Raw genomic sequence first — 13,492 nt, 5'->3', positions numbered from 1 at the left:
GTGAGACAAAGAAGTCAAGTAGAATACCGAAAGCTTTGTTTCCCACTTTTACAATCAAGTTATCAGAAGGGCAAAGTTTAAGTCTCTCAATCAATAAAAATGCTATTCCAGAAAGTATAAAGAATTTAAAAGATGAAAAATCCACTATTAAAACACTAGAAATTCCTTGCGTATCATCAATTTTTGGTAACATAGTTAATGATATACTAGATAAAGTAATAGGTAAAAAGGAGAAGACGAGTTTTCATATTAGAGATATTTTAATAAATGGTAAAATAATTAATGAATTACAAAACAGTAAAGTAGAAGTTAAAGAAAAAGTGGATCATGATCCTGAACATTTCGAAGTAGTTGATGTGGAAAATGTGTATCAGAGTCAAAGGTTTCAGCCTAACATGTAGTTTTATATTCTTTCATTAGCATGATATAATTTTGTGCAGATTGTGTAATGTGGTTTATTTCTTCACTTGACATCTTTTTGAAGAATTTTGCTGGCCTGCCAGCCCATATTTCCCCACTTTTTATCACTTTTCCATGTGTCACCAGTGAGCCAGCAGCTACCATAGCTCCAGACTCCACAATCGCATGATCCATTATGGTAGAGCCCATACCAATAAACGCTTTATCATGCACCGTGCATGCGTGTAATACGCAAAAATGTCCTACTGTCACCATACTGCCAATAATCGTATCACCACCTGGGTTTCTATCTACATGAATTACGGTACCATCTTGAATATTCGTTCCATCGCCTATTTTGATTGATCCGACATCTCCTCTAACCACACAATTAAACCAGATGCTCGAATTCCTTCCTATTTCAACCTTACCTATGATACACACACCACCTGCAATAAAAGAACTTTCATCTATTTTTGGTTCATAATCTTTATATTTTAAAATGTGATAGCTCATAATTTAAATAAGGTTTAATACATATTTGGATTCCAGTAGTCAAGTTACTCGGGTAAAGATATTCTTGACTTATGAGCCTTACGCTCCTAAAATCTTTATTTTTAGCTCTACTCATAATGTCAGTAACAGTACTCAGTGTACTTCAAATAATATTAGTTGTTGTATTGGTAATTTTAGTGCTCCTACAGCCACCTGGAAGTAGTTCATTAAGTGGCTTTAGTAGTTCACAGCAAGGAGTCAATTCGATAATTCCAGTAAAGTCTTCTGAAAATCCACTCAGCAGAATAACGGCTATAGTTGCTGGATTATTTATTATAAACACATTGCTATTGTCAGGATTATGCTCAAAAGACGTACATAAAAAATCGATTGCAGAAAAGATTATATTAGAAAAAAAACAAGAAAACAAATCCACTTCTGTTCCATTTGAAAATTAATGAAAGAGGCTAAATTTATTTTTGTTACAGGTGGGGTTGTATCATCGCTTGGTAAAGGTTTAGTTGCTTCAAGCGTAGGTGCACTTCTTCAAGAATACGGCTTTAAAATCCATATTAGAAAACTTGATCCATATCTAAACATTGATCCTGGAACAATGAGTCCAACTCAGCACGGGGAAGTATTCGTTACTGAGGATGGCGCCGAAACTGATTTAGACCTTGGGCATTATGAGCGTTTTACTGGAATTAAAGCAACTAAAGACGATAATATAACAACTGGTAAAGTGTACCATGAGTTACTAAAGAGAGAGAGACGTGGTGATTATTCAGGCAAAACTGTACAAATCATTCCTCATGTGACAGATTTAATTAAGTTGTTTATTTTTAATGGTACGGAAGATTTAGATTTTATAATATGTGAAATAGGTGGAACTGTAGGTGATATTGAAAGCCAACCGTTTTTGGAAGCCATACGCCAAGTTAATTACAAATTAGGAAAGCAAAAAGTTATCCTTATCCACTTAACTTTAATACCATATCTCACTGCAGCGCAAGAATTAAAAACGAAGCCGACACAGCATTCAGTTCGAGAATTAAACTTTGCGGGATTACAACCGGATATTATAGTATGTCGCTGTGAAAAAGAAATTTCCGATAATCAAAAAGAAAAGATAGCTAATCTTTGCAATGTTTCCTTATCTAATGTAATACCTGCTCCTGATATAAATCATATATATGAGCTGCCGATCTTGTATAATCAATGTGGGCTTGGTACACAAATTTTGGACCACTTTCATTTGAGTAAGCCAAAACCACGCTTAACTAAATGGGACAAAATAGTACACTCTATGAGACACCCAACACAAGAAGTTATTGTTTCCATAATAGGGAAATATACTGAATTTCCTGACGCATATAAATCACTGATTGAAGCACTAAATCATGGCGCAATTAGCAATAAAGCCAGAATAAAGGTAAATTGGGTCAACTCAAGAGAAGAGAATGGAAAATCTATAGATGAAAAGTTTATAAGAGAAAAACTACGGAATTCTCATGCAATCCTTGTTCCAGGGGGATTTGGTGATAATGGAGTAGAAGGTAAAATATTAGCAATAAACTATGCCCGTACAAATAATATTCCATTTTTAGGAATATGTCTTGGTATGCAGCTCGCAGTAATTGAATTTGCTCGCAATGTTATTAAGCTTGAAGATGCACACTCTGAAGAATTTCATAACTGTAAACATCCAATCGTTAAGTTAGCTGGCGATCAGGACGACGATCTTGGTGGAACCATGAGACTTGGGGCGTACAAGTGTAATATAAATGCAAACTCTAAAATGATGGATGTATATAGTAACACTACTATTTCAGAAAGGCATAGGCATAGATACATAATCAATTCAGATTATAAAGATGATTTGGAAAAAAATGGGCTTCTATGCAGTGGCATATCAGAAGATGGAACGTGCATAGAGGCAGTGGAGTTAGAGAATCATCCGTGGTTTATTGGTGTGCAGTTTCATCCAGAATTTCAATCAAAGCCGTTTTCTCCTCATCCTCTCTTTACATCATTTATTAAGGCAGCTATTGACAATAGAACTTAATAGATAAGATTCTGAATAGAGAGGTAAAAAATGCTACTAGGAAACAGTAAAGACACCATCACATATAGACCTGTAACCTTCGAGAAGTTGCATAGGCATATAGAGCAAATAATATATAAATTAGAGGAGGATCAAGTTATAGAGGACATAATTGATATAATGGAAGAAGTAGGTGTAGCCGTAAACGAACTCAAATCGGTAGAAGAAATAAAAAAATATTTAAAGCGAGGCCCTGTAAAAAGGACAATGGTCTCTAGTAAAGTCTATAATCTACAAAAAATAGAAAAATCAAGAAAAGAAAATTATATTTGTCTAAGCACCTAATGTTTAAGTACCAATACATGGAATTTGCCATAGAGCAAGCCAAACTTGCTCAGAAAAATGGTGAGGTGCCAATAGGTGCTGTAATAGTGAGTAGAAACAATATCATCTCCTCTGCACACAATATATCTAATGACCCAACTGCACATGCAGAAATGTTAACGATTAGAAAAGCATTTTCAACATCAGTACTTTATGATGCTGACATGTATGTAACGTTAGAGCCGTGCCCGATGTGTGCTCAGGCTATCTCTTTTGCAAGAATTAAACGGTTGTACTTTGGAGCTTACAATCCCAAAGGCGGAGGAGTTGAAAACGGTGCTAAAATATTTCAATTCTGTACCCACATACCTGAAGTTTATGGTGGAATATTGGAAACAGAATGTTCTCTTTTGTTAAAAGATTTCTTTGAGAAACTAAGAGCTTAGTGAGTGATTCATAGAGAGTATTTCAATATTTTTTGAGTAAAATCTGTATTATAATTGTATCAACTGCAGTGGAGTCTGATAAATAAGTTCTAAGTACTTTTCATAAGGAGTTTTTCCATAGATCCCTTCTGTGACAATAGGCTAGAAATCGCAAGTGACTACGATGAGGAATATGATGAGGAATATGATGACCCCATAATGTATGACCTCTGTAATCGTGATATCCTGCCTGATACCTACGAGAAGCAACGTTACCATTCTCTAGAGATAAATGTTAATCATTTGAAAGTTATTGAATGGTTTGAAGAACAATTGGCAAATTTAAACATCACTTCGAATAAAGTAGCAACAGGGGTTTATTATGTTATTGTTGGCACAAGCCTTGTCAGCTTAATTATTTCGGATTGTTGTTCTGATAAATCATATCTAACTTTAGATAAGCTCAAAACTAATCCTACTGCTTTGATCAGTTTCAACGAAAAAAACTTTAAATCGTTGTTAAATCTATACATTGTTCCTATGGCTGATTTAATTTGCGAATGTCGAACTCTAGATCAAATACTAAGCGAAGCAGTTGAAAAAGGAGTACCAGAATTATTACCTAACGTTTCTTTTCAAGCATTTCCTTGTATTCCACTACAAAAAACAGTTCATCAGGAGAAAAAAATATTAAGGTTGAAAATTATAGATAATACTATTTATGTTAATGACGTTGAAATTATAGGCAAACAAGCAACTTCAAGCATCCGCATCTTTAGAGTATTACTTAAACAATTTTTACGTGATTTGGAAGCAGCTAAAGAATATAAATTTCTTAGTATCATTCAAATAGCAGATAGTTTAGGTATTGAAGACCCAGAACAGCAAGTACGCAGACCTCTTAATAGAATGCAAAAAACAATAGCAGAAAAGCTAGCTAGCACCTTGGGACTAAATATAAAACGCGATGATGTGATACAAGCATGTAACTGGTCAGGCTACCGGCTTAATCCATCTACCATTAACTTAAGTGCTAGCTAAACTTCTTTAGTTAATGTTTTACGAAAAATACAGAAGGATACTTGCTTAATTTATATAACCATACTAAAGTTTGCATCACGCTAAGAATAGTATAGAAAGAAAAGTAGAAATGCTATTAAAATTAGCGTAGAAAAAACAAAGAATTTCAGAAGATTGATCCATGTTTATAAATTTTCAATATTGACTAAATTGACATTTATGCTATAGTAGTACCATTAAAAAAGTGGGGAAAGTAATGTCTAATGTTGGTCATGTAGTTATAGTTGGTTCTGGTCCAGTTGGGTCGTTTATGGCAGTGCTAACTTCACGGCTTGGTGTAAAAGTTACTGTTTATGAAAAACGTGAAGAATTTACAAGAGAGATTAACGTCAAAATAGATAATGGATTTTTTAAAAAGGTTCAGCAAATCTTTGATAGATTGGAGATAGATAGTAAATTCTTTGAAGAGCTGAACAAGGACTTAAAGAAAAGTGGCAATAAGATAGTTATAAAAAATCTAGAAAAAAAGTTCAAAGAAGAAGCACTATCAACTGGCAATGTTGAGTATAAAATGGAGAAAGTAAAAAGCTTTGAGGAAGTAGATGAAAAGCATAAGGATGAGAATCCAATAATACTGGATTGTACAGGAAGTAATAGCATGCTTCGGACTAATAAATTCGGCAGCAATCGAGATAACATGGTTACTATTCCACTTCAACATGCAATGTACATCAACCTTAAAGCAAAGAATGGTAAGCCTACTGCTTTGCATCAAGTAATGAAGAATATTGGAGATATAAAGCTTGCTGATATTGTGGCAAGTAAACATGAAAGTGAAGTGACTGATGTAACAATTCCGGTCTTTATAAGTAATGAGCTAGCAAAGACATTTGATCAAAATTATCCTAATATAAACACAAACCCTTTATATCCTTTTCAAGCTTCTAATCAAGTGCCAGACAAAATACTTTATCCGATATCTTCTATCATATCAACTCTTATACTGAAGGATTGGGAAGTAGACCTAAATAGTGTAGTAGTAAAAAAGATAGAAATAAATTGCGGCTATGCTAAAAAGAGGAGTGAAGATCATTATATTTGCCTTGGTGATGCAGCAGTTAATTTAGCGTTCTTTAGGTCTTTAAATTTTGGTTTGGAATATGCTTTAAAATTCTTTATGAAATTATCGAGCTGTTATGGAAAAATTGAAATACACGATTTAAGCAAGAAGGAGACTGAGGAAATTAAAGGACAATTTAGGCAAGATAATCCACATCTAAATCCTGTAGAAGTGCATAAAGCTTATGGAAGAAATTCATACTTAGTGGTAACCAAAGTAAATCGCTATGGCTGCTTTTATTATAATGCAACAAGCCGCAAAACAGAAAAGCTGACTGGATTTTTTGGAGCTGAACACAAACAAATCAGCCGTGAATTAGATAAGCTCAATAAAAGGTTAGATAATTGGAAATACGTGCTGCAGGAGTTTGAGCTAGAAAGAGATAGAGGTATAAAAAATGAAATAAAAGGCAATAAGCACAAAAACATTCGATACAATTTTTTAGCGAAATTAATAAGCAAGTTTACTGTTTCTTCTGCTGTAGCAGGTGAGAGCATAAAAGAAAGAGTATATGTACGTCCATTATATAAAAAGAATTATGAGTTTTTCTCAAACTGTTTTGAAATTATAAAAAAGGAAAATATATCAGGTGCTAATGTAGATAAGCAAAAAACGATAGATTTAGTTGCAAAATTACTAAATAAGTATAAAGAATCACAGAAAGAAGTGGAGAGTAAAACTTTGCTAGGTAAAACAAGGAATTTCTTTCTGAAATATATCAAAAAAATAAAAGAGTTTATTATCAGTATTTTTAGTGATAATGCTCTTAAAAAAGATAAGTTATTAAATCAGCTAGCAAATATATGTGCAGAAGATACGTCCCCTGTTGAGAAGATAAATGCAATAAATGAACTGACAAAAATAACAGAACCTTTTATAAAAAAAGATGTCGAACTGCACTTTATTGTAAACTTAATTAGCAATAATATTCTAAAGCAAAGTGGGGCCACAGGCTTAATGAACGAGGAAAGTGCTTTAACACAGAGTCAAACTCCAGAGCAAGAAAAAACTGCTTTAAAAACTCCAGAGAAAAAAGAAAGAACTAAATCACAGAGTGTAGTAGGCACAGTTATTGATAATGTAAAAGATAGTAATACATTACAAAATCCTTATAAGACTCACTATTAGGTAAATTGATATTCTTCAATTCTGTCACGTTTTCATCTCTTTTTGTGATTTATTCATAATAAGAGATGTTGTTCAATAATTTATTATGAAAAAAATATTTTATGCAGGATCAAAAAGGCATCCAATCAGCTTCAGAATTCTTATACTGTTCAGGAGTAACAACTGCAGCAATCTTATTCCTGTCTCCATACCTATTATCAGTTTCAATACCAACTTTTGCAGTAAACTGGAGAGTAGACCGGCGGAACTTCCCCGCTAGCCTCTCGCAGATGAACCTCTCGACTCACACAGCTCCCATTATTCGGCTCTTGCTACTAATTATAGCATAATCAAGGACTCTGTTTTAATCAATTGCTCATCCCATTTCTGGTTAACAAATGACTAAACTAAATCCCTTCGCTCCATCTCCATTACAGAAACTTCTTGAGCTAATCCGCCCCTGTTTTTCGCATCGGTACTCTCATCCTCAGAGTTTGGATTTCTCCCTTATCATCGAAACGACAGGTTCTCGCAGTTCCACGCAATAGCCCAAAATAGATTCACGCCACTTTTATGCCGGACGCCACCTACCCAGTAAACAAGTTTCCGATAGGTTTATCCCAGGTTAACGACCACTGCCATTAAGTTAAGGGAAAGTGATGGACTGTATTGTAAAATCAGGTAAGATCCACAAATTAAAAGAAGTAATGACATGAGTAAAAAAAAGAATAATCATGTTTATAAAAAATAAATTGATGAGTTTAAACTTTATAAACGCACACAGAGCATCCTCAAAAGACTTCTCACGAAAAAGAAAGCTGCCCTTCATTAATGTATTTCTCCTGATTTTTAGAAAGAGTGTAAAGTCATTACAAGTAATGCTTAATGAGTTTGTTCTGCATACAAGAAAAGATTACACAATTACGGCAAGTGCATTTACTCAAGCAAGAAAGAAGCTAAAGCATACTGCGTTTTCAGAGTTAAATGATGATATAGTTTCCCTATACTACCAAGATCAGGAATTTAAAACCCACCATGGCTTCAGAGTACTTGCATTTGATGCTTCAATACTGATTCTGCCAAAGAGCGACAAAATAATAGGCGAGTTTGGCTCAAGAGCAGTATGGAATGGAATCCAGAGATTTGAAGACTATACAAGTGCAACCTTTGAAGTTTGCTACGATGTGCTAAATAATATTGCAATAAAATCTGTGCTAAGTAGAGGTGACAGCTATGAGGTTGATTTAGCGATCGGTATGCTTGAATCCATAAAATCAGACGATTTGTTAATCTGTGATAGAGGATACGTATCTTATCGATTTCTTGCTGAGCTTACAGGAAGGAAAATCAATTATATAATTCGCTGTCCAAGTTCGTCTTTCAATGAAATAAACGCTATGTTTAAGCCGGAAAGCCCATCTAGTATGGTGGTAGCACCTATTAAAGTAGCAAGACAGCTACGAAAGCTAGGATTACCTGATGAGATGAAATTCAGGTTAGTCAAAATAATACTTTCTTCTGGAGAAGTTGAAGTGTTAGTAACATCTCTGTTAGATGAGCAAAGTTTTACAGTCGAAGAGTTTGAGAGATTATATTACTTGCGCTGGGGAGTAGAAACATTTTTTTCTAGGCTGAAGGGAAGATTAAATTTAGAGAATTTCACAGGAAAAAGTATTGAAACTATCAAGCAGGATTTTTGGTCAACTATCTTCATCAGTAATCTAGAAAGTATCATGATAGAAGATGATGAAGAGACATTGAGCGCACAGAATAGTAAACTAAAAAAAAGCATCAATAAATCTGTCTCATTTAATGCGATTAAAAACTTAGCCTTTGATATTTTTTCTACAGAGTCAGACATAGACTGCATTATGGATCGACTATCACAGTTATTTTTGATGAACACTTTAGTGGTAAGAAAAGGGAGAAGAGTTGATCGTCATAAGATATCTGATATTCGTTCACTCAACTACCAGAAAAGAGCTAGAAAACATGTGTTTTAAATTCAAGATATCTTTTCAGTATCATTGCATTAGTACATTCTTTGCAAAATAACCTGCAATTATTACTTTTTTAAATAACTTGCACTTTTCAGACTCCCTTTTCTTAAAAATTCACCCTAGTATTTACCATAATTATCAATCGCTTCAAATTTTTTGTCCAATCTTAACTTCTCTTTCCCTTAACTTAATGGCAGTGCTGGCATACCCTCCCTATTCCTAATGATGTCTTGCAATACTATACTTAGTCTGTGTCATTTCTCCTTAACGTCAGCAAAAGCTATATACTAAGTCTGGAATTGTTTGTCAATACAGTTCTTTATTGAAAAATATAGCTCACATTTTTCTTGGTCTTGTTTTCTTCCTGCTGCTCTCCAATATTGGCCTGATTTTTTCAAATTGCTCTCGATTTATATCACTTGTTTTGCATAGATATACCTCATTCTTAATCTATGCCTATTTTACCTCATGATCTAGAGATTCTTAACAGGTTTGAATTTACACATTCAACCTTATTTTCTCTCATTTCTCTATAACTTGGCAATGTAGAACTTGCTATATGTAATCCGGTTACTATTGCAATCAAGGTAGCTGCAACACTACAAACTACTGCACCAGCTACAGATGGAACCATCACAGCAGCAGTAATGAATAATCCTGTGATAACAACTCCAACAACATCTTTTGCTAATGAGGTGTAAAAATCCTTTGTGCTTTCTTTATATTTAGTTTCTTGTTCATTTTGTGGAGAAAATTGAGGATTTGTGAAGCTATTAGTTCCCTTACCACTATTTGGTGCAGTAGTTGGGCCACTCCTTGTTGATACAAGCGTTTCATTTTTGTTATTATCACCATTAGTACTAACTGGAGGCACTGTTGCTACAGATCTATTATCAGCATTTCCATTACTTCTACTAGACCCTTCTATATTTCCCTCTACATTAGGTGCTTTTTGCTTTTCTTGTTTCTCCTCTGTCTCTGCTGACAAGAGTAACGTAACAAGTTCTTCATTCTTTTTATTGTCCATAGCCATGTTTAACACCCTGCGTCCTTCTCTACCACTTTCCTGAGCCTCGGGGTTTGCTCCAGATGCTATAAGTAGTTTCACTGCTTTAGCGTCACTTTTTTCAACAGCAGTAAATAATGCATTGTCTTTTAACAGTTGACACTGTTTGTATAGCTCGCTTTCAGGTTCTAGCTTTAATTGTTCTACGTCAATATTTTGTAAAAGTAGATTTAAAACTTCGGCATTGCCAGAATAAATAGCATGACCTAATACAGCTCGACCATCTCTAGTTTTGGAAATATGGTATGTTCCTTCTTGCTGAGAAACAATATTAATAATTTTTAGCTCATTTTTAAAGAGAAATTTTATGAAATCTAGATTACTTTTTTCAATTGCAAGTGCTAATAGTAAATCCCCCAACGCATGGCCATTATGAAATTTTTGCTTTAGATCAATTTCTATATTTAACTCTTTACTTAATTCTTTGAGACTTATTTGAGGCTTCTGTTTTATAATCTTATCTATCTTTAGATACAAATTTCTAACACCATCACTACTATACAATGTGATAAATTGAGTATCTTTAGAGTTACTAGAACCTACTTCATTACTGTCTGCTCTACTCTCCTCCACATCAGGTGTGTTTTGCTCCTTCTCTTCCTCAGGAAGCTCGAATCCATTTTTAAGGAAAAATTCCCTAACACGTAGGTTGTCATTTTCATCTGCAAGTTTTAAAAGTAAATCTCCTAATGAATGGCCTCCTTCACATTTATCTTGAAAATTAACTTCCTTCCACTTTGGTTCTTTTTGCAAATCTTCAAGGCTGGTAATTTTGTAACCGTATTTATTGCTATTCATTATACTCTGACATATCTTTTGATATAACTCTCTAATATCATCATTACTATACGGCATAACTGCAATCCCACTACTATAAATATAACTTATTATACCAGTTCCATCAAAGTCAGTCAAGTAATCTTGCAGTCTCAAATGGCATGATATATATTGATTTATGATTCTCGAGCAAATGATGGAAGATTTAGCCTACAAGTTAGTGAAAGTGACTGAAGCTGCAGCAAGTGCTGCACATAAATTGGCAGGATTAGGGAATGAAAAAAAGGCCGATCAGGTTGCAGTTGATGCAATGCGGAAGGTGCTAAACTACATGGAAATAAATGGTACGATTGTGATAGGCGAGGGGGAGAGGGACGAAGCACCGATGCTATATATTGGAGAAAAAGTTGGCACAGGAAGTGGTCCTGAGATTGATATTGCAGTTGATCCACTTGAGGGCACTACGATTTGCGCTCATTATAAACAAGGAGCAATGTCCGTTCTTGCTGCAACGAAAAAAGGCAATTTTTTGCATGCACCTGACGTTTACATGGAAAAAATAGCAGTAGTTCCAGAGGGTGTAGTCTCACTAAAAAATAGCATTGAGAAGAATCTAGACAATTTAGCCAAGGCAAAAAAATGTAAAGTAAATGATCTTACAGTAACTATACTTAATCGTGAAAGGCATGATGAATTGATACTAAAAATCAGGAATTTAGGAGCAAAAATTAAGCTAATAGATGATGGTGATGTTGCGGCCGTAGTTTCACTAATAAATGGCAATCACGATATGTACATTGGCACAGGAGGAGCACCAGAGGGAGTGCTTGCAGCTGCAGCGCTAAGTTCAATCGGTGGACAGATGGAGGGAAGATTAATATTTGACACGGATCAATTAAAAGAAAGAGCAAAAAGTCTGAATATTCATGACCCAGAAAAAATCTACACCATAAAAGATATGGTAAGAGGTGAATCAGTTTTTATCGCAACTGGAGTAACAAGTGGAGAATTTGTGGATGGAGTAAAATTTAGCCAAGATATTTGTCTGACTCATTCATTAATAATATTGCCTGGTAAGGTAATAAAAATACAAACAAAATCAATATCTTGAACATTTATTAATTGAAAATTTTTTGTAGAAGCTATCTATAGCTGTCCTATAAAAAAATGAGTTTACATATTAATTTTAGCTTTACAACATTTGGCATTAAGTTATAGTTAAGTTTATATAGTAATATAATAAGAGGTATGGAATGTTTAGTTGGTTATTTACCAATAAGTCTGAGGAAAACAATAATTTTCTTCCTAAAGGAAAAGAAAACGTAGTTACCCCACCTCCTAAAACAAATTCTCAAATTGATCCTGCAATGCAGAGTGTACTCCGGGATTTTGAGAAATTAGATTATAATGATAATAAGTGTTTTAACAAAATAGCAGAGAAGTATAAAAAAGAGAGGGGCCTTTTTGACTATGTAGTGTTAAATAAGTACAATAAAATAGTCAATATATTAGATAATAAGCTTCCTGATCTCAAAAAACAAGAAGAGTTTAGAAAGAGATTGGGTGAGTATATTCATTCTAGGATTAGAGAAGGGATGAGTTATGGAGAAAAGCTTCAAGATAAACTTGAGTTTTTCAAAGATAATGTAGAAGAAGTATTATCAGATTTTGAAAAATTGAGGTTCAATTTTGAGAGCAATAAATGTGAAGACTCTAATGATTCTGTAAATTATAATGGCGGCCGTCCGGCAGATCCGTTTGATAAAATAGCAAATTATTATCGAAGAAAAAAGGATATTTTTCTTTTCAACTATGCGATATTAAGTAAGCAAAAAGAAATAATGAATATATTAGATAAGAAGTTTACTAATGAAGATCAGAAAAAGAATTTTGAAAATAGGTTAGGTAGGTATCTTCTTCGAATGAATGAAGGGATGAATGATGCAAAAGAATTGCTAGGAGAAGATAATCTAATAGGTTTCTTTGATGGATGTTATTGGCCAGATGAAAAGGCAGGGCGTTTTGTTAATCATTATAATAATCTTAGTATAAATATTATTAAACCTGGACAGAGTTTAGAAACCAGCCGTCTTTTCACTGACAAAATTGAAAGGATGGAAAAGAATAAAAATGAGGTAGAAAGAGTAAAAATACACAGTAATGGTAAAAGAATCGTAACGATTGAAAAGAATGAAAAGCAACAAAGAAACTACTGCTTTGAAGAAGATGCAATATGCAACTTGGAAATTAGATGGGGTGCAAAAAATGAGAAAGTTAACTGCTTTATTAGTTTAAATGTAAATTCTGGGAAAATTGAGATTGGGAAGGCAACTATTAATGATAAAGATGTTGAATTAGACGAAATTTTGAAATTAGCTGAGCAAAACGAAGATGTGCTTATAGAAGGTAAAGCTTTACATGAGTTTTTAGCAGAATATCTGAAACAAGATGTACAATCGCAGGAAGAGATAATAAAGAGATGTGATGAAACCCCTGGAAGTAAACTTGATAACGTAAAGATAGGGCGATTCTCTTTCTCTCCTTTATCTGAAGAGGAGATAGATGAAGAAGAGATAAGAAAATTTCGTATTGCAAGATTATATGACTGACTTTGATGGAACTGGTATAATAGATTATATTTATAGTAGTGGGATTGCAATTATGCCGTGTAGTTATGAAAATTCACGGGCTGCATCAGGAAGGTGCTAAGGATTT

General features: G+C 34.0%; 12 protein-coding genes. 10 read left to right on the top strand and 2 right to left on the bottom strand.

Annotation, left to right across the window (positions count from 1 at the left end; genetic code table 11):
• Positions 1-35 precede the first annotated feature (35 nt).
• A complete protein-coding gene (locus wVul_RS00455; protein WP_047758723.1) occupies positions 36-401 on the top strand; it encodes a hypothetical protein in 366 nt (121 codons plus the stop codon).
• On the opposite strand, the gene wVul_RS00450 is transcribed toward wVul_RS00455, so the two are convergent.
• Positions 391-915, bottom strand: a complete 525-nt coding sequence (locus tag wVul_RS00450) for a gamma carbonic anhydrase family protein (RefSeq protein ID WP_047758722.1) — start codon at positions 913-915, stop codon at positions 391-393. The two genes, wVul_RS00455 and wVul_RS00450, sit on opposite strands and share 11 nt — an antisense overlap.
• 116 nt (positions 916-1,031) lie before the next feature.
• Here wVul_RS00450 and secG point away from each other — a divergent pair, with 116 nt between their 5' ends.
• The 7 genes from secG (at position 1,032) to wVul_RS07990 (ending at position 8,937) form a co-directional block, all read left to right on the top strand.
• Positions 1,032-1,352 carry a preprotein translocase subunit SecG gene (secG, locus tag wVul_RS00445; protein ID WP_047759060.1) on the top strand — a complete coding sequence of 107 codons (321 nt, stop codon included), beginning with the start codon at positions 1,032-1,034 and terminating at the stop codon, positions 1,350-1,352.
• Positions 1,352-2,959 (top strand): CTP synthase, encoded by a 1,608-nt coding sequence (locus wVul_RS00440; protein ID WP_047758721.1) that lies wholly within the window; start codon positions 1,352-1,354, stop codon positions 2,957-2,959. The genes secG and wVul_RS00440 overlap by 1 nt, the downstream gene beginning before the upstream one ends.
• 30 nt (positions 2,960-2,989) lie before the next feature.
• Positions 2,990-3,283, top strand: a complete 294-nt coding sequence (locus tag wVul_RS00435; protein WP_047758720.1) for a hypothetical protein — start codon at positions 2,990-2,992, stop codon at positions 3,281-3,283.
• 17 nt (positions 3,284-3,300) lie between these two features.
• A complete protein-coding gene (locus wVul_RS00430) occupies positions 3,301-3,708 on the top strand; it encodes a nucleoside deaminase (protein ID WP_047758719.1) in 408 nt (135 codons plus the stop codon).
• Between the two features lie 198 nt (positions 3,709-3,906).
• The gene (locus wVul_RS00425) at positions 3,907-4,728 is read left to right on the top strand and encodes a hypothetical protein (RefSeq protein WP_153295360.1); all 822 of its coding nucleotides are present in this window, start codon (positions 3,907-3,909) and stop codon (positions 4,726-4,728) included.
• Between the two features lie 235 nt (positions 4,729-4,963).
• The gene (locus wVul_RS00420) at positions 4,964-6,955 is read left to right on the top strand and encodes an FAD-dependent oxidoreductase (RefSeq protein ID WP_047758717.1); all 1,992 of its coding nucleotides are present in this window, start codon (positions 4,964-4,966) and stop codon (positions 6,953-6,955) included.
• A gap of 713 nt (positions 6,956-7,668) precedes the next feature.
• Positions 7,669-8,937, top strand: coding sequence for an IS4-like element ISWpi18 family transposase (locus wVul_RS07990; protein WP_076611312.1), 1,269 nt, complete (start codon positions 7,669-7,671; stop codon positions 8,935-8,937).
• A gap of 463 nt (positions 8,938-9,400) precedes the next feature.
• Here the strand turns inward: wVul_RS07990 and wVul_RS00405 are convergent, their stop codons facing one another.
• Complete coding sequence (locus tag wVul_RS00405; protein ID WP_238580333.1) at positions 9,401-10,933, bottom strand: ankyrin repeat domain-containing protein; 1,533 nt, start codon at positions 10,931-10,933, stop codon at positions 9,401-9,403.
• Between the two features lie 40 nt (positions 10,934-10,973).
• On the opposite strand from wVul_RS00405, the gene glpX reads away from it, so the two are divergent.
• Together glpX and wVul_RS00395 are read left to right on the top strand one after the other, a co-directional pair.
• Positions 10,974-11,888, top strand: coding sequence for a class II fructose-bisphosphatase (glpX, locus tag wVul_RS00400; protein WP_047758716.1), 915 nt, complete (start codon positions 10,974-10,976; stop codon positions 11,886-11,888).
• A gap of 142 nt (positions 11,889-12,030) precedes the next feature.
• Positions 12,031-13,386, top strand: a complete 1,356-nt coding sequence (locus tag wVul_RS00395; RefSeq protein WP_047758715.1) for a hypothetical protein — start codon at positions 12,031-12,033, stop codon at positions 13,384-13,386.
• Positions 13,387-13,492: the final 106 nt, after the last annotated feature.

Origin of the sequence: Wolbachia endosymbiont of Armadillidium vulgare str. wVulC (assembly GCF_001027565.1) — a bacterium.
Taxonomy (GTDB): Bacteria; Pseudomonadota; Alphaproteobacteria; order Rickettsiales; family Anaplasmataceae; genus Wolbachia.
Note: the sequence above shows the minus strand (reverse complement) of the source record. Positions and strands in the feature narration are given on the sequence as shown.